The organism is Nonomuraea sp. NPDC050478, from assembly GCF_044458265.1.
Taxonomy (GTDB): Bacteria; Actinomycetota; Actinomycetes; order Streptosporangiales; family Streptosporangiaceae; genus Nonomuraea; species Nonomuraea ferruginea.
The window spans coordinates 164885-181679 of the sequence record NZ_JBITHT010000004.1 but is presented as its reverse complement, the minus strand read 5'-3'; the positions used below and the strand labels follow the sequence as shown (position 1 = coordinate 181679).

12 protein-coding genes are annotated in these 16795 nt (G+C 73.1%); 3 read left to right on the top strand and 9 right to left on the bottom strand.

The window, feature by feature from the left end:
- Positions 1-25 precede the first annotated feature (25 nt).
- The 9 genes from ACIBF7_RS20980 to ACIBF7_RS20940 all read right to left on the bottom strand — a co-directional run bounded on the left by ACIBF7_RS20980 (position 26) and on the right by ACIBF7_RS20940 (position 9893).
- Complete coding sequence (locus tag ACIBF7_RS20980) at positions 26-1069, bottom strand: agmatinase family protein (RefSeq protein ID WP_397197884.1); 1044 nt, start codon at positions 1067-1069, stop codon at positions 26-28.
- A gap of 24 nt (positions 1070-1093) precedes the next feature.
- Positions 1094-1858 carry an amino acid ABC transporter ATP-binding protein gene (locus ACIBF7_RS20975; RefSeq protein ID WP_219546251.1) on the bottom strand — a complete coding sequence of 255 codons (765 nt, stop codon included), beginning with the start codon at positions 1856-1858 and terminating at the stop codon, positions 1094-1096.
- Complete coding sequence (locus ACIBF7_RS20970) at positions 1855-2823, bottom strand: amino acid ABC transporter permease (RefSeq protein WP_219546250.1); 969 nt, start codon at positions 2821-2823, stop codon at positions 1855-1857. Before ACIBF7_RS20970 ends, ACIBF7_RS20975 begins: the two co-directional genes overlap by 4 nt.
- The gene (locus tag ACIBF7_RS20965) at positions 2810-3715 is read right to left on the bottom strand and encodes a transporter substrate-binding domain-containing protein (RefSeq protein WP_397197883.1); all 906 of its coding nucleotides are present in this window, start codon (positions 3713-3715) and stop codon (positions 2810-2812) included. The genes ACIBF7_RS20970 and ACIBF7_RS20965 overlap by 14 nt, the downstream gene beginning before the upstream one ends.
- Before the next feature lie 224 nt (positions 3716-3939).
- A complete protein-coding gene (locus tag ACIBF7_RS20960; protein ID WP_397197882.1) occupies positions 3940-5226 on the bottom strand; it encodes a PucR family transcriptional regulator in 1287 nt (428 codons plus the stop codon).
- 46 nt (positions 5227-5272) lie between these two features.
- Positions 5273-6394, bottom strand: a complete 1122-nt coding sequence (locus ACIBF7_RS20955; RefSeq protein WP_364234931.1) for an L-2-amino-thiazoline-4-carboxylic acid hydrolase — start codon at positions 6392-6394, stop codon at positions 5273-5275.
- Complete coding sequence (locus ACIBF7_RS20950) at positions 6391-7629, bottom strand: amidohydrolase family protein (RefSeq protein ID WP_397197881.1); 1239 nt, start codon at positions 7627-7629, stop codon at positions 6391-6393. The genes ACIBF7_RS20955 and ACIBF7_RS20950 overlap by 4 nt, the downstream gene beginning before the upstream one ends.
- Positions 7629-8516, bottom strand: a complete 888-nt coding sequence (locus ACIBF7_RS20945; RefSeq protein WP_397197880.1) for a cupin domain-containing protein — start codon at positions 8514-8516, stop codon at positions 7629-7631. Before ACIBF7_RS20945 ends, ACIBF7_RS20950 begins: the two co-directional genes overlap by 1 nt.
- 144 nt (positions 8517-8660) lie before the next feature.
- Positions 8661-9893, bottom strand: coding sequence for an NB-ARC domain-containing protein (locus ACIBF7_RS20940; protein WP_397197879.1), 1233 nt, complete (start codon positions 9891-9893; stop codon positions 8661-8663).
- 181 nt (positions 9894-10074) lie between these two features.
- Between ACIBF7_RS20940 and ACIBF7_RS20935 the strand changes: the two genes are divergently transcribed.
- The 3 genes from ACIBF7_RS20935 to ACIBF7_RS20925 are packed head-to-tail and all read left to right on the top strand — an operon-like array spanning position 10075 to position 16768.
- Entirely contained in the window at positions 10075-13587 is a 3513-nt protein-coding gene (locus ACIBF7_RS20935) for a hypothetical protein (RefSeq protein ID WP_397198260.1), read from the top strand.
- Between the two features lie 35 nt (positions 13588-13622).
- Complete coding sequence (locus ACIBF7_RS20930; protein ID WP_148033072.1) at positions 13623-14276, top strand: hypothetical protein; 654 nt, start codon at positions 13623-13625, stop codon at positions 14274-14276.
- Positions 14273-16768, top strand: coding sequence for an NACHT domain-containing protein (locus ACIBF7_RS20925; protein WP_397197878.1), 2496 nt, complete (start codon positions 14273-14275; stop codon positions 16766-16768). Before ACIBF7_RS20930 ends, ACIBF7_RS20925 begins: the two co-directional genes overlap by 4 nt.
- Positions 16769-16795: the final 27 nt, after the last annotated feature.

The window sequence follows — 16795 nt, the reverse complement described above, 5'->3', positions numbered from 1 at the left end:
CCGGCCGAGCCGGAGGCGTATACGGTCAGTCGTCGGTGATGGGGGTCGGGTCGTAACCGCGCCAGCCGTCGTTGCGGCGCAGGAAGAGGCCGGCGAGGAAGCTGAGCAGCCCGCCGGTCATGGTCCGGCCCGTCATCGTGGACACGTCCCGCGCCGGATCGTGCTCCACGAAGTCGATCGCGGCCACCTTCGGGTGCTGGCCCAGCGCGTACAGCGCCTCGTACAGGTCGACCGGGTGCAGGCCCTCCGGGGTGGCCGCGCCGGTGCCGGTCGCGTAGCCGAGCTCCAGCACGTCGACGTCCACGGTGACGTAGATCGCGTCGGTGCCGTCGCCGGCGACCTGCACCATCTGCTCGATCACGGCGTCGATGCCCGCCCGGCGGACCTGGCGGCCGGTGATGATGGTGCCGCCGTGCCCCTCCACCCACCGCTTGTAGTAGCTGGCGTTCATGAAGCCGTGGATGCCGACCTGCACCAGGTTCTTCCCGGAGAAGGGGAGACCGGATTCGAGGAGCTGGCGGATCGGCGTGCCGTTGGTCGGGCCGTGGTCCATGACCCGTACGTCGTTGTGCGCGTCGAAGTGGATGAGGCCGAGCTTCTGCCCGGGGTGCGTGCGGGCGAAGGCGCGGGCGGCCGGCGCCGTGATGGCGTGGTCCCCGCCGATCAGCACCAGGAACGAGTCACCGCTGGCCCGCCAGAGGGCGGACATGGTGTCCTCGATCCGCTGCAGCCCTTCGTACTGGTCCAGCACCGGCACGGCGATGTCGCCCAGATCGCGGGCTGTCATGCTGGCCAGATCCACGTCGAAGTCGGGACTGTAGGTGGTGAAGGACGGCGTGGACAGGCGCAGCGCGTCAGGCGCGGCGAAACAGCTCGTCGGCAGGATCGACGTCGTCGACAGGCCCACGCCCACGAGGCCGACGTCGAAGGACGAGTCGAAGTCCCAGGGGCGCAGCCAGTTCCACACCCTGGGCTCGAAACGGTCCTCGAACTTGCCGTTGAGCACGATGCCGGGCTCCTTGAGGTGCGTCACCTCGTGCGCGCGCAGCCACGCCTCGCGTGCGGTCATCACTGTCTCCTCACTCGATCCGAGCTAGAGGACCCGGCGCAGGAAGGCCTGGGTCCGTTCGTGGCTCGGGCGTTCCAAGATCTCGGAAGGGTGGCCCTGTTCGACGAGCCGCCCCTGGTCCATGAACACCACCCGGTCGGCGACCTCGCGGGCGAACCCCATCTCGTGGGTGACCACGATCATGGTCATGCCGTCGCGGGCCAGCCCGCCCATCACCGACAGCACGTCGCCCACCAGCTCCGGGTCCAGCGCCGACGTCGGCTCGTCGAAGAGCATCAGCCGCGGGCGCATGGCCAGCGCGCGGGCGATCGCCACCCGCTGCTGCTGGCCTCCGGAGAGCTGCCTCGGGTACGCCGACTCCTTCTCCGCGAGGCCGACCTTGGCCAGCAGCTCGCGACCGGCCTGCTCGGCCTCCCGCTGACGGGCCTTGCCGAGCCGTACCGGCGCCTCGACGACGTTGCCGAGGACGGTCATGTGGGGGAAGAGGTTGAACTGCTGGAAGACCATGCCGATCTGCTCACGCTTGCGGCAGATCTCGCGGTCCTTCAGCTCGTAGACCTTGTCGCCCTTGCGGCGGTAGCCGACGAGCTCGCCCTCCACCTCGATCCGGCCGCCGTCCACCTTCTCCAGGTGGTTGACGCAGCGCAGCAGCGTGGACTTGCCCGAGCCGGACGGCCCGATCAGGCAGACGACCTCGCCGGGGTACACGTCCAGGTTGATGCCGCGCAGCACCTCCAGCCTGCCGAAGGACTTGCGGACGCCGCGGATGCGGACCGCGGGTGTCGTCATGGGTGTGCCCTCCCCGCGGCTACCCGCGTGTCGTGCGGCCGGAGGCGGCGCAGCACGCCGCCGAGGAAGGTCTCGGGGGTCCGCCGGTCACGCGACGTCCTGCGCTCCAGGTAGGTCTGGCCGAGCGTGAGCACGCTGGTCACGATGAGGTACCAGAGGCTGGCCACCATCAGCAGCGGGATCGTCTCGTACGTCCGCGAGTAGATGACCTGCGCCGAGTAGAGCAGCTCCGGCATCGCGATCACGCTGATCAGCGAGGTGTACTTCAGCATCGAGATCGTCTCGTTGCCGGTGGGCGGCAGGATGACGCGGATGGCCTGGGGCAGCACGACGCGCCGCATGATGACCGACCGGCGCAGTCCGAGCGCCTGCGCGGCCTCGGTCTGGCCGTGGTCGACGGAGTTGATGCCGCCGCGGACGATCTCGGCCATGTACGCGGCCTCGTTGAGCGACAGCCCGATGATGGCCACCAGCGCCGGGGTGAGGATGTCGTTGGCCGGGATCTCGAAGAACTGGGGGCCGAACGGCAGGCCGACGGTCAGCACGGGGTAGAGCGCCGAGATGTTGAACAGGAAGATCAGCTGGACGAGCAGCGGGGTGCCGCGGAAGAACCACGTGTAGAAGTTCGCGCCGGCCTTCAGCACCGGGTTGGGCGACAGCCGCATCAGCGCGATGACGATGCCGAGGACCACCGCGATCGACATGGACACCGCGGTCAGCCAGAGCGTGGTCCACAGGCCGGACAGGATCGCCGAGGAGAAGAAGTACTGCCCGACGACGTCCCACTGGAACCGCTCGTTGGTGACGAGGGAGGAGACGACCGCCACCGCCACCACGAGCACGACGGCCGCGGCGACCCAGCGGCCGGGATGCCGCAGGGGCACGGCGCGCACGTCGTCGCCGTGTCCCCGCGGGTCTCCGCCCTCGCCGCCGTCCAGGATGGCGGTACGGTCAGCTGCGGGCATCGTTCACAGTGATCTTGGTCAGCGCGCCGTCCGCGACGCCGTACTTCTCCAGGATCTTGACGTAGGCGCCGTCGTCGACGAGCTTCTGCAGGGCCTTCTGCAGGACCGGCACGAGCTTGCTGCCCTTCGGCAGTGCCATGCCCACCGGCGCCTCGTTGATCGGCTCGCCGACCGGCTTGATCTTGGAGTCGGGCTGGGCCTGGAGGTAGGAGTTCTGCAGGCTGTCGCCGCACAGCGCCTCGATGCGGCCACTGGTGACGGCCAGCATGCCCTGCTGGAGCTGCTGGAACACCTGCAGCTTGACGGCGGGCTTGCCTTCCTGCTCGCACTTGGTGCTCTGCTCGGACAGGTACATCTCCTCGGCGCTGCCCCGCACCACGCCGATGGTCCGGCCGCAGCTGGTCTCCAGCGTCAGGTCGTCGATGTCGCTGTCGGCCGGGACGACGAAGCCGGAGGAGTCGATGATGAAGTCGACGAAGTCCACCTGCTCCTGACGCTTCTTGTTGTCCAGCATCGCGGAGATCGTCACGTCGTAGCGGCCCGCCGCCAACCCCGGGATCAGGCTGTCGAAGCTGGTGTTCTGCAGGTCGATCCTGGTGCCCAGCACGTCGCCCAGGGCCTCGGCCAGGTCGATGTCGAGCCCGGTCGGCTTGCCGTTCTCCTCCACCGCCCACGGCATGCCGATCGTGAGGTCGGTCGCGCCCTTGATCTCGCCGGTGAACCCGGCCGCCTTGAGCTCCTCGGCCAGCGCGGGATCGGCGCTGGCCCAGGTCCCGGCGGGCTTGGTCGTGGTCTCGCCGCCGTCGGCCGCGTCGCCGGAGCCGCTCCCGCACGCGGTCAGCGCGAGCGTCACGCTCAGCGCGAGGCCGAGCAGCCTCATCGTCCTGTTCATCGTCCGCCCCCTACCTGGAACACGTCAGTGGAGCGCGGAGCACCCGCCGGGGCGGGATCCGGTTGGGAGCAGTCATCGAACCTCCAAGCACGGGTGGGATTGCCGGAATCCTCGCAGAGTGACATTCCGCTGACTGCCGACAGATGTTGCACGTCGGAGCGTGGGGAACGACATTTGTCAACGAGACCGGCCGTGTCGGGGCCGGGGCTCACCCGGCCGCTCGGCTACGCGTCGCCTAACGCGGAGATGCCGGTGCCGGTCGTGTCCGTGCCGTACGGCGTGCGCAACCGCATGAGCCGCGCCAGCTTCAGCTCCAGATGGGCGACCAGGCGGTCGTTGCCGTTCCCCAGGTCCAGGCCGGTGATCTCCTCGATGCGGCGCAGCCGTCCGTAGAGCGAGGCGCGGTGCAGGTGCAGCCGCTGGGCGGAGCGCGCCACGTCGCCCGCGTTGTCGAGGAAGACCTCCAGCGTCTCGGCCAGCGGGGCTCCCGTGCTCTCCCGGTCGATCAGCAGGCGGATCCCGGGATGGAGGACGACCTCCTCCGGCTGGTCGTTCACGAGCTGCGCGATGCGCGAGTACACCCCGAGACCGGTGTGGTGCACGGTCCTGGCCATGCTGCCCAGCGAGGCGGCCACCTGGGCGCCGCGCAGCGCCTCCCGGTAGGAGGAGACCAGCTCCGTGAGCTGTGGGTAGGCGCAGCCCACGCCCGCCCAGACGATGAACGAACCGTCTGCCGGCAGGGCCAGCTCGATCTTCTCCCGGGCCGTCTCGGCGAACCTCTGGTCCAGCGTGTGCCTCGGCACCGCCCCGTCGTCCGGCCTGGCCATCACCAGCAGACCGTGATTCTGGCGTACCAGGCTCAGGGTCTGCCGTGAGGGAAGGGCCATCCGCACCGATTCGAGAGCCGCCGACAGGCTCGACCGCTCCGCCTCGCCCAGCCCCGCCCCGGTGCCGGAGACGGGCAGGAACACCGCCACGGCGGCCGGCCACTCGTGCCGGAAGATGTCCGCGTCGGCGATGCGCTCGACCGCGCGGACCCGGGCCTCGGCGTCGTCGGACAGCAACCGGATCAGGCTCTCCCGCTCGCTGAGGCTGCGCAGCTCGTCGATGTGCCGCTGGCGCTGGAACACCTCGGCGACGCTCTCGGCGGCGGCCTCGATCCGCCGTCGCCGCTGCTCCGACAGCTCGGGATCGTCGACCTGCACCCAGATGTACGCCACGGCCTTGCCGCCGGCCCGCGCGACCGCGCCCCAGCGCGGGCAGGTCATCCCGATGGCGGGGTTGGCGGGCAGCAGGAAGGCGCCCCTGCGTTCCTGGGCCCGGTGCACGGCGGTCCAGCGCAGGATGTCGGGGCCGGCGTGACGGCGCAGGATGGCCTGTTCGCGGGCCGGGTCGTTGCCGCTGGGGTGGTAGGTGTAGACGTACTGCCGGAGTTGCATGTCGTCGATCGCCACCGGCCGGTCGAGGGCTGCCCCCAACCGGTCGGCGATGCGCTGCAACTCGGCAATCATGCCGTCATCGTAAGGGGCATAACCCCGTGATTTGGACAAAAAGCCGTTAAAGCGATATATGGTCCATCCGGTCGAACTCCTCCGGTGTGGGATCGTCCTCGGTGAGCAGGGCGGGAACGGTGAAGCGGAACCTGCAGACCTGGTCACCGCGCGACTTGACCGACGTCCAGCGCACCTCGGTCTCCGGGTTGTACCCCTGGAACAGCCCCCGGTGGTTGGAGGAGTCGAACAGGTAGCCGAGCCGCAGCCCCTCCTCGCCCTCCGACGACCAGACCTCCGCCAGGGGGCAGTAGGTGCAGTCGAGGTAGTAGGCACCGTCGCTGATGTGCTGGCGCTCCTTGAAGACGAAGACCGCCTCGCTCGGGTCGCGCTCCTGCAGGCCGTCGGTGCTCCCGAAGTTGGCCATGGTCAGCGGCTTGCCGAGGGCGAGCATGCGGTCCCGGATGACGCCGCCCCTGTCGGCGCCGAAACGGTACGCCGCCTGCCGGATCGTCTCCTCACCGGAGGCGTCGTAGGCCCTCACCAGCTCGCGCGACACGTACATCTGCATGGCGGCGAGCAGGCCGGTGGTGCGCCGGTTCACCTCGATCAGCCGGACCGGGTCCGCCGCCAGGGCGCCGAGGCGCGGCGCGCGCCGCACCGGGCCGGCGCCCGTGACGCGCAGGCGCCAGGGCCGCGCGGCGGCGTCGTCGGCTTCCAGGACCACCCCGGCGCCGTAGCCCGCCGTGATGCCCGCCGTCAGCTCGGGCCAGTAGAGCCCCAGGGCGGACAGCGCCGCGGTCTCGCCGATCAGCTCGGTCAGGTACGCGCGGCCGGGGGCCTCCGGCAGGGTCAGCACGACGGCCGGCCCGTCGGTGGCGACCGAGAGCTCGCCCTCGGCGGCGGCCAGCTCCCATTCGCCGCTGTCCCAGTGTTCGAGCAGCGCGACCGGGTCGCGGCCGGTGACGAACGAGGCGGGCTGGTCGCGCATGGCCGTGCCGCGGTAGACGCCCTCCTGACGCACTCCCCGGGCGATCGCCGCCAGGCCCCGCGTCCCGTGCCTGCTCTCCACGGCCTCGTGGAACACCTTCAGCATCAGCCAGTGGTAGTCCTGGAAGGACCGCAGCGACGCCAGAGACGACGCTCCCTGGTCGTGCGTGCCGGACCCCGTGATGTCGTCGGCGGTCATCGGAGTGTGCCGTCCTCTCCTCGCTCGTACACGCGTCGGCCGGACTGCCACGTCTCGGCCACCCGGCCCCGCAGGTCCGACAGATCGGTCAGTTCGCCCTCAAGCAGCACCAGGTCCGCCGTCAGTCCCGGCGCGACGCGGCCGATCCGGTCCGCGAGGCCGAGCAGCTCCGCGGCTCGCGAGGTGGCCGCCGCCCAGACCGCGTACGGGGGCAGGCCGCACTCCGCGAGCAGCTGAAGCTCGCGCAGGTTGTCGCCGTGCGGGCCGATTCCGGTGTCGGTGCCGAGCGCGATGTTGACGCCCGCACCGATGGCCCTGGTGACGGCCTCACGGTGTACGGAGGCTACCTCCAGCGCCTTGTCGAGCACGGCGGGCTCGTGCAGTTCGCCGCGCTCGGCCGCCTCGATGACCGACATGGGCGCGATCAGGGTGGGCACCAGCCAGGTGCCTCGCGCCAGCATCAGCTCGATGGCCTCGTCGTCGAGGAAGATGCCGTGCTCGATGGACCGGACTCCGGCCTTTACGGCGTTCTTGATGCCTTCCACGCCCTGGGCGTGCGCCATCACGTGGACGTGCGCCGCGTCCGCCTCGGCCACCAGCACGGCGAGCTCGTCCGGGCGGAAGTGGGCGTGGCGCGGATCGTCCGCGGGCGACAGCACGCCGCCCGTGGTGGCGACCTTGATCACGTCCGCGCCGGCGCGCAGCATCGTGCGCACCGTCTTGCGCATCTCGTCAGGGCCGTCGGCGATGCCCGACGGCACACCCGGATGCTCGGGGAAGAGGGCCAGGTTCACGCCGCAGCTCAGGTGGCCGTCGTTGTGCCCGCCCGTCTGGCTGATCATGTTCACCGCGATCAGGGTGCGCGGGCCCTCGATCAGGCCGCGCGCCAGCGCCTGCTTCAGTCCCAGGTCGGCGCCCGCCGCGTCCCGCACGGTCGTGATGCCGGTTTCGAGCGTCTTGCGGCAGTTGACCACCGTCTTGAAGAAGTGCAGCGAGAACGGGTCGGAGACGCGGTTCACCAGGTTGATGTCGGAGAGCGTCAGGTGGACGTGCGTGTCGATCAGGCCGGGGAGGACGATCTTCCCGGTCGCGTCGACCACCCGGACGTCGTCGCGGGCGGCCAGGCCGGTACCGACCGCGACGATGACGCCGTCCTCGACGAGCACGTCCGCCCGCTCGGGAGCCGCGCCCGTGCCGTCGAAGACCCGGCCGCCGGCGAAGAGGATGCCGGCCATCAGACGTGGAACCCCCGGCGCGGGCCCGTCTCCAGCGGACGGCGCGGCGGCGTGGAGTAGACCGGCTCCAGCGGCTCCCACGCCCAGGCGCCGTCGCACGCGTCGAGCGTGTAGAACCAGTACATGCGCAGCTCGGAGTCGCCGGTGTCGATGCCGTGCGGCGCCCACGCCGGCACGTACACCGTGTCACCCGGCGCCACCTCGTAGCCGTCGTCGCCCACGTAGATCGTCGCGGTGCCTTCGAGCACGTGGTAGATCTCCGCCGGGGCGTGCCGGTGGATCGTGTAGTGCAGGTGCGGGTCGACGCCCGCCGTGCCGATCACGAACTCCTTGGTGCCGTTCGCCGGTTCGAGCAGGTAGCGGCAGCGCAGCCGCATCCCCTTCGACGGCTCGACGGGGACCCACGAGACCATGTCCTCGGCGACCGCCCACCGGTCGAACAGGCCCGTGGACGGGGCGGTGTTCGGGTTCACGCCCGATTCCAGCGCCGTGTCGGGCAGCAGCCGCGAGGTCACGGTCTTGTCGTGGCCGCCGGTGGCGTAGGCGACCAGGAACCGCGCGGGCTCACTGCCGATGTTGGCGATGGAGTGCGCCTCCCCGGGCGGGAAATAGGCGGCGCCCGCAGCAGACAGCTCCACCGAGCCGCCCGGACGCCAGAGCCGCAGCGTCCCCTCGACGATGAAGATCGCCTCGGCGTGCCCGTTGCTGTGCGTGGGCACGACCTGGCCGGGCGCGATCGTGACTTCGCCGAAGGTGATGTCCGCGTCGGCCCCGAGGGTGTCGGGCAGCAGGCCGAGCACCCGCGTGTCGCGGAACTCGGGCAGTTGGTGGAGGTTGTCCCCGGAGACCGAGGCGACAGACCGCGGGAAGTGCATCGAAGCGGGCAACAAAAGCTCCCAGTGCGACAGTTATCGGGCACAAGACCCGTTTTCGCCGACGATGCTAGGCCGGGGGCGGGAGCGGGGGGACCGGGTATTCGTCGTGTGCATCCGGCGCGGGGCACAACATCTGTCGAGCGCGCCGACGGCCGCTCACAGCGCCGCGGCGTGGTCGTGCACCAGGTCGTGCATCCGGTACCAGCAGGGCGACGTCTCCTGGAGGAGGTGGGCGTCCATCAGCTGGTCCAGCAGCCGCCGCGCCCGCGGCATGCTCGTGTCCAGCAGCGCGGCGGCCGTGTCGGCGCCGAAGCCCGCGCGGCCGCCCGAGCCCAGCAGCCGGTACACCCGCCGCTGCTCGTCCGGCAGCCGATCGTACGACCGGTCCAGGGCGGCGGCGACGCTGTGCGGGCCGTCCGCCAGCTCGGCCAGCCGGTCGCAGGCCAGCCGGTCGAGCAGATGCCGCACCCCCCAGGCGGGGCGCGCCCTGAGCCGGGCGGCGGCGATGCGGATGGCCAGGGGGAGCAGCCCGCAGCGCCGCACGACCTCCGCCAGGACGTCCGACGGGGCGCGGCGGTCCAGGCCGGCCAGCCGGGTGAACAGCGCGATCCCGGCGGTGACCGGCAGGACGTCCAGCGACAGGCCGCGGGCGTCGCCGTGACAGGTCAGGCGGCGGCGGCTGGTGACGATCACCAGGCATCCCGGCCCCGCGGGCAGCAGCGGGAGGAGCTGGTGCTCGTCGGCGGCGTCGTCCAGGACGATCAGGACCCTGCGTCCGGCGAGCACGCTGCGGTAGAGCGCGGCGCGGTCGTCAGGGTGCCAGGGGATGTGCTCGTCCGGGACGCCGAGGGTGCGGAGCACGCGGGCGAGGGCCGTGCCCGGCTCGACGGGCGCCTTCGGGGCGTGGCCGCGCAGGTCCACGAAGAGCTGGCCGTCGGGGTACAGCGGCGCGAGCCGGTGCGCGGCGTGCACGGCCAGCGCCGTCTTGCCGATGCCCGCCATCCCGTTGACGCAGACGACCGGCACCGTGTGCGCGCTGCGGTGGCCCTCCACGACGGCCAGCTCCCGATCCCGGCCGGCCAGCGCGGCGACGTCGGCGGGCAGCTGCCGGGGCACGGTCACCGGAGGCGGCCCCGCCACCGCCGGGCCGGGCCGGCCGTGGGCGGCGGCGTTCAGCGTCGCCCGGTCCGCGCCGTTCAGCTCCAGCGCCTCCGCCAGCAGCAGCATCGACGTGACGCGCGGCCGCAGGAGGGCGCCGCTCTCCATGCGGCGCACGGTTCTGACGTTGAGACAGGCCCGTTCGGCGAGTTGCTCCTGGGTCAGCAGCGCGCGCTCCCGCCACCCGCGCAGCAACGCCCCCAAGGACATCCCGGCACAGGGATCCCCCACGGTTCCGACACCCCCCGGTTCGATTTCGTCAGCCCTGCCGGTGCGGACAGAGAGGACCATCGAAACCGCGTCCACGCTGTTCAGGCCACTGGTGAGACGACATCGGACGGAATCGGACGGGCCGGGCCATCCCGGATCCCCGTTCGAATGCGATTGATGGGAGCGGCGGCGAGTGACCAGAATGAGCGCCATGGGCGAGCGGGAGGATCACGGCCATGCGCACGATCTATGCCCCTACCAGGGTCTGGCGCCCTTCGAGAGCGGGAGGGCCGAGCTGTTCTTCGGCCGTACGAGGGCGACCCGCGACCTCCTCGACCGGCTGCGAAGGCGGCTGACGGACCACGGCACCGTCCTGCTGGTCTCCGGCGCCTCGGGCGTGGGCAAGTCGTCGCTGCTGAGGGCGGGGCTGATGCCGGCGCTCGCCGGATCGCACGACTGGCCGCGCCTGCTCGTCACGCCGACCGCGCGGCCGTTCCGCGCGCTCGCCGAAGCCTGGGCGCGGGCGTTCGGCGGGCACCCGGAGGAGATCGAGCGGACACTGCGTGACGACCCGCGGCCGCCCGGCCGGCTCGTCCTGGTGGTCGACCAGTTCGAGGAGCTGTTCACCCTGGTGACCGACGAGCGGGAGCGCCAGGCGTTCGTCGGCGCCCTGCACGCCATGGCGGCCCGCCCCGGAGGCACCGCGGTGATCGTCGGGGTGCGCGCGGACTACTGGGAACGCTGCGCCGCCTACCCGCACCTCGCCGAGGCCATCCAGGACGGCCAGGTGATCGTCGAGCCGATGACGGAGCCGGACCTCCGGCTGGCCATCACCGGCCCCGCCGCCGCGGCGGGCCTGGAGCTCGAACCCGGCCTGGTGGAGATCATCCTGGCCGAGCTGCGCGCCGGGCCGTCAGCGGGCGATCGCTACGGGGCCGCGGCCCTGCCCCTGCTCTCCCAGGCGCTGCGCAACACCTGGGAGCGACGCGAGGGCCGCACCCTGACCGTCCGCGGCTACGAGGAGTCCGGCCGGGTCCGCGACTCCGTACGGCGTACGGCCGACGAGGCGCTCGGCGAGCTGCCACCGGAGGACCGCAAGGCCGCGCTCAGGATCTTCCGGCGGATGATGGTGATCACCCCCGGCGGCCGGCCGGCGCGGCGCGCGGCGACGCTGGCCGAGCTGCACGCCGCCGCGTCCGCGCGCCCAGGGGAGCGGGTCGCGGCGCTGCTGTCCGCGTTCGCCGGCCGCCGCCTGCTCACCCTGCACGAGGACTCCGTCGAGATCGCCCACGACGCGCTCCTCACGGCCTGGCCCACCCTGCGGCAGTGGCTCGAACCCGACCTCGCCGCGCAGGAGGTGTACGACCGGCTCCTGGACGCCGCCGGGCAGTGGGCCGAGAACCACCGCGACCCCGCCTTCCTCTACCGGGGCCCCCGGCTGCTGGCCGTGCAGGACAGCCGGCCCCGCTGGGACCGCGACCCCGGCAGCTTCCCCCCGCCGGGACCCACCGCGGAGAGCTTCGTCACGGCCTCCGTGCGGGAGGCGCGGCGCGTGACCCGCCGCCGCCGTCTCGTCATGGGCGGTCTGTCGGCGCTGTCGGTGCTCGCCCTCTGCGCGGCCGGCGCCGCCGTCGCCGCGGCCGACGAGGCCGTACGGCAGCGCGCGGTGGCGATCTCTCGCCAGCTCGCCGCGCAGAGCGAGGTCACCGGAGACGCCACGCTCTCCTCACTGCTGGCCGTGGCCGCGTGGGACATCGCCCCGACCGACGAGGCGCGCAACCGCGTCCTGTACGCGGCGACCCGCACCGGCAGGGGGACGCTCACCGGGCACGCGCGCGGCGTCATGGCGCTGGCGTTCAGCCCCGACGGCTCCGCCATCGCGACGGGGAGCGACGACGGCACCGCGCGGCTCTGGGACACCGCGTCGCGCCGGCAGCTCGGCGCGCCCATCACCCGGCCGAAGTACGACTGCTCGGACGTCCGCCTGGCCTTCAGCCCCGACGGCCGCACGCTGGCCACCGCGTGCGCGGGCCGCGTCCGGTTCTACGACGTGGCCACCCGCCGCGAGCTGGGCCGGCCGCTGGAGCACGAAGCGGTCGTGTCGGCGCTGGCGTACCGTCCCGACGGGAAGACCCTCGTGACCGGCGACTTCCGAGGCGTCGTCCGGCAGTGGGACGCCGCGACGCACCGCCCGCACGGCCCTCCGATGGGCCGCCCCGACCACGGGCCGGAGCTGGCGAACATCGTCCGCGAGGTGACCTTCAGCCGGGACGGCACGGTCATGGCGGTCGCGAGAGGCAGGGCCGTACGGCTCTGGGACCCCGTCACCTCCCGCCCGCGGGGCGAACCCGTCGCCCGGCAGGCCGACACCGTCCTCGACGTCGCGCTCAGCCCGGACGGCGCCACCCTCGCCACCGTCAGCCAGGGAAGGACCGCCCTCCTGTGGGACCTGGCCTCGCGCGAGCGTACGGGCGAGCTCAAGGACCACCTCGCCGGGTTCACCGCGATCGCCTTCAGCCCGGACGGCACCAGGATCGCCACCGCGGGAGGCAGCGGCCGCACCGTCCTGTGGGACACCGCGGCCCGCCGGCGGCTCCTCACGCTCGCCGACAACGTCGGCGTCCTCGAATGCGTGGCGTTCAGCCCGGACGGGACGCTGCTCGCCGCGGCCGGCCAGGACGGCGTGGTGCGCCTGGCGGACCCGCGGATCCGCCAGCAGATCGGGACCCACGTGCCCGCGCGCTCGGCCGTCGCGCTGAGCCCCGACGGCCGCACGCTCGCCGCCGGGGCGGCCGGCGAGAAGGATCCCGCGATCCAGCTGTGGGACACCGCCACCCAGCGGCCCGCGGGCCCGCCGATGAGGCCGACGGGCACCCGCCGTTCCGTGGCCACGATCGAGTTCACCCCCGACGGCCGCACGCTCCTGACCTCCGGCGTGGACGGCCTGCGGCTCTGGGACGTCGCGGGCCGCCGCGAGCTCGCCCACGACCAGGCCCTCGACGGCGTGGCCGAGCTCAGCCCCGACGGCAGGTTCGCCGCCGTCCAGGTCGGCCAGGACATCGCGTTCTGGGACCTCGCGCGCCGCGGGGAGACCGGGCCGCGCCTGCGCGTCCCCGGCCACACCGACGTCGTCACCGGGATGGCGATCAGCCCGGACGGCGCGACCCTGGCCAGCGCGGGCTTCGACGAGCGGGTGCGGCTCTTCGACGTGGCCACCCGCCGCGAGATCCCCGGCTCGCCGCCCGCCGCCGCCGGCGGGCTGGTCAACGACCTGGCGTTCAGCCCCGACGGCCGGACGCTCGCCTACACGGCCGCCGACGACGCGGTCCGGCTGTGGGACGTCGGACGCCGCCGCCCGGCGGGCATCGCCCTGATCAACGAGGACGGGGCGACCGGCGCGCTCGCGTTCAGCCCCGACGGCCGGATCCTCGCCACCGGCTCGGCGGGCGGCGGCGTGCAGCTCTGGGACCTGCGGATCCACCGGAGGCTCGGAGCGCCGATGACCGGCCACACCGGCGGCGTGACCGACGTCGCCTACGGCCCTGACGGGGCGTCCGTCGCCACGGTGGGCGGCGACGGCGCCGCGCGGCTCTGGAACGTCCGCACCCCCGCCGACCTGGTGGCCGCGGCGTGCGCCAACGCGGGCCGCGCCCTCACCCGCGAGGAATGGGAGAACCACGTGCAGGAGGAAGAGTACCGCCGGACGTGTCCATGACCCCGGAGCCGGGCCCTCTCGGGGGGAGAGCGCGCATGTTCCTGCGAGGACTGCGGCGGCGGACGGACCGGCCCGTCCCCGAGCTGGTGGCGCTGTTCCGCTCGATCATCGACGGCGGCCGCGACGTCCACCCGATCGCGTCCGACTTCCTGGAGCACTTCATGGACGGCGCTGGCGCGTCCAGGACGATGTCGTCGCGGTGGCTGCGCTCGTTCCGGGTGATCGAGAAGGCCGAGCGCAGGAACCAGCGCCGGTTCGAGCGGCAGCTCACCCGGGAGGCGGGGCTGCTGCCCGACGGCGGGTCGAGCTGGTCGCACGACCACTGGGACGCGCGGATCAACGCCTTCATCGGCACGGAGCTGTTCTACGTCAGCAGGATGAGCCTGCTGCGCTCGCACGGGTCGTTCGTCCTGACCAGGGACGGGCCGGAGGTGCGCGTGTCGGGTACGGTGCGCCACCGCTGGTTCGACCCCTACGACTGGGACCGGGGCCGATGGGTCTACATCCCCCGCCACGGGTTCGTGCCCATCGCCGTCGGCCGCGAGCTCGTCGAGGCCGACGAGGCGCGCAACTTCTTGATGGAGTGCCGCCACGTCCAGACGCTGGAGGGCCGGTGCGTGGCCGGCCGGTGGCCGCGGCGCGGCCGCGCGAGCTTCGCGTGGTCGCTGGTCCGGACGGGGGACGGATGACCGCGGAGCGTCCCCGCCCGCCGGGCCCCGGCACCGCCGGCACGGCGGACTTCGTACGCTCGCTGGCCCTGCTCAGGCAGTGGGCGGGCGAGCCGTCCCTGAGCAGGCTGCGCGTCCTCGGCGGTCAGACGTCGACCGCCGACGGGACCAAGGTCGACGCCCTGCCGAAGAGCACGACCTCGCACGTCCTGCGGCAGACCGACAGGCTGCCCCGGTGGGACTTCGTCCGGGCCTTCGTCACCGCCTGCTTCCACTACTGCGACCATCCGCCCGAGCTGATCCCCGCCGAGCTCGAACGCTGGCGGGCGGCCAGGGCGGCCCTGGCCGAACCGGCCGCCCCCGCACCCGAGCCGCCCCCCGCCGACGTCCCCCTGCCCGATCCCGCCGTCCGGCTGCTGGCCCGGCGCGTGCTCCGGGAGGAGGACCGGGCACGCAAAGGGCTGCTCGGCGGCTACAGTCTCGCGCCGCTTCCCTTCGGCCCTGACGACGCCTCGGGCGGCGGGGCGGCGCACGACCTGCACGCGATCGGCCGGTTCTTCGGCGGCCTGCGCCCGCGGCGCCTGCTGGTCGTGGGGGAGTCGGGGGCGGGCAAGACGGTGCTCGCCGTCGAGCTGGTGCTGCAACTGCTGGAACCCCTGCTGGGGGGACGACCCGGCCGGGACCGGCCGGTGCCGGTGCGCCTGAACGCGGCCCGGTGGACCCTGGGCAGGCCGTTCGAATCCTGGCTGGCCGAGCAGCTCGCGCAGCAGTTCGGGGTCGCGGCCAGGGACGCGCACCGGCTGGTGCGCGACCGCCTGGTGCTGCCGGTGGTGGACGGGCTGGACGAGCTGGACCCGGAGCCGTCGTCGGGCCCGCCGCGCCGGGCGATCGGGCTGATCGCCGAGCTCAACCGCTACAGCGACCTCTCCGGGCGGCGGCCGGGCGCGGTCGTCGTGACCTGCCGCGCCGACCGCCACGCCGAGCTGCGCGCGGCCGGGGCAGGGCTGGACAACGCCGCCCTGATCAGGCTGAGACACCTCAACACCGAGCAGATCGGCACCTACCTGCGCGCCCGCTGGCCGGACGGTCACCCCTTCGCCCCGCACCGCGACGCCGTCCACGCGGCGCTGTCGGGGCCGGCGGGCGAGGCCGTGCACGCCGCGCTCGCCACGCCGTGGCGGCTGCTGCTGACCGTGACCGCCGTGGAGTCCGGCGGCGACCCCGACGACCTGCTCCACGCCGACCCGGACGCCGACCCCGCCGCCGGAGCGGCACTGATCGCCGGAAGGCTCCTGGACGCGTACGTGCCTGCGGCCACCCACCTGGCACCCCGCACCCCCCACGGCACCCCCTACCGCCCTGACCAGGTCCGAGCATGGCTCGTCCGCCTGGCCGCCCACCTGCGCGAGCAAGCGGGTCGCGGTGCGGAGGCGGACGGGCCCCTCGGCCTCCACCCGCGTGGGCAGGCGGGTCGCGCTGCTGGGGTGGGGCGGATGTCGCCTGGGTTGACGGCGATCGATCTTGTGCCTCATCTGTTGTGGCCGATCGGGGGGCGGCGGCGGGTGCGGGTGCTGCACAGTCTGGGGTGTGTGGTGTTCGCGGTGATCGCGATGCTGGCGTTCTGGACGGGCTCGGCGGCCGGTGAGCTGCCGGATCAGTCGCTCACTCTGGCGCTGATGGCGGGCTGGGTGGGCATCGCCACCGTGCTGTCGCTGGCGCCGTGGCCGGCCGCCGCCGGTGGGCGGACGGGGGTGCCGCGACGGCGCCGGGTCACCGGCGGTCTGGTGGGCGCACTGGCGGGAGTGCCCGTCGGCGTGCTCGGAGGGCTGACCGGGCTCGCGCTGACCGGGGGAAGGGCCTTCGGTCCAGGCTTCGCGGTCGTCGCCGGGGGCACGGGGGGACTGGTGCTGGGCGCCGTGATCGGGCTGACGGCGGCCGGTCGTCCGGGAGCCGAGCGTATGACCGTGCCGGAGGCGATCCGCGCCGAACCCCTCACCCTGCTGGGCTTCGGGCTGTGCGGCGCGCTCACCGGCCTGCCGCCGCTGCGGCTGGCCGGCGCCGGTCCGCTGCCGCTGGCCGCGGGGGTGGCCGCCGCCTTCGTCCTCGCCTTCGCGCTCGGGGTCGTCTTCACGATCGCCACCGGGGGCTGGAGCAAGGACGCGGAGCTGGCCCACCCGCGAGAGGCCCTGCACCGCAACGCGGTCATCGGGCTGGCCTTCGGCCTCATCGGCGGCGTCGCGGCCTTCCTGGTGTTCCTCATGAACCACGACGTCGCCGAGTCGCTGCTGTGCGCACTCGTCGGCGGCGTGACCTTCGGCCTGGCCTTCGGCGCGATCGCCTGGGCCCGCACCATGATCGGCCTGGCCGTCGCGGCCGCGCGTGGCCTGCTGCCGCTGCGGCTGTGGGCCTTTCTCGACTGGGCCTGCGAGGCCAACCTGCTGCGCGTCAGCGGCGCCACGTACCAGTTCCGGCACCGCGAGCTCCAGGACTTCCTGACTCCCGGCGACAGATGACGCCGGAACGGGGCGAAGATCCGACAC

Bases quoted from the DNA above. Each gene is read 5' to 3' on its own strand.
- ACIBF7_RS20980 (WP_397197884.1), bottom strand. From the start codon at position 1,069: ATGACCGCACGCGAGGCGTGGCTGCGCGCGCACGAGGTGACGCACCTC.
- ACIBF7_RS20975 (WP_219546251.1), bottom strand. From the start codon at position 1,858: ATGACGACACCCGCGGTCCGCATCCGCGGCGTCCGCAAGTCCTTCGGC.
- ACIBF7_RS20970 (WP_219546250.1), bottom strand. From the start codon at position 2,823: ATGCCCGCAGCTGACCGTACCGCCATCCTGGACGGCGGCGAGGGCGGA.
- ACIBF7_RS20965 (WP_397197883.1), bottom strand. From the start codon at position 3,715: ATGAACAGGACGATGAGGCTGCTCGGCCTCGCGCTGAGCGTGACGCTC.
- ACIBF7_RS20960 (WP_397197882.1), bottom strand. From the start codon at position 5,226: ATGATTGCCGAGTTGCAGCGCATCGCCGACCGGTTGGGGGCAGCCCTC.
- ACIBF7_RS20955 (WP_364234931.1), bottom strand. From the start codon at position 6,394: ATGACCGCCGACGACATCACGGGGTCCGGCACGCACGACCAGGGAGCG.
- ACIBF7_RS20950 (WP_397197881.1), bottom strand. From the start codon at position 7,629: ATGGCCGGCATCCTCTTCGCCGGCGGCCGGGTCTTCGACGGCACGGGC.
- ACIBF7_RS20935 (WP_397198260.1), top strand. From the start codon at position 10,075: ATGAGCGCCATGGGCGAGCGGGAGGATCACGGCCATGCGCACGATCTA.
- ACIBF7_RS20930 (WP_148033072.1), top strand. From the start codon at position 13,623: ATGTTCCTGCGAGGACTGCGGCGGCGGACGGACCGGCCCGTCCCCGAG.
- ACIBF7_RS20925 (WP_397197878.1), top strand. From the start codon at position 14,273: ATGACCGCGGAGCGTCCCCGCCCGCCGGGCCCCGGCACCGCCGGCACG.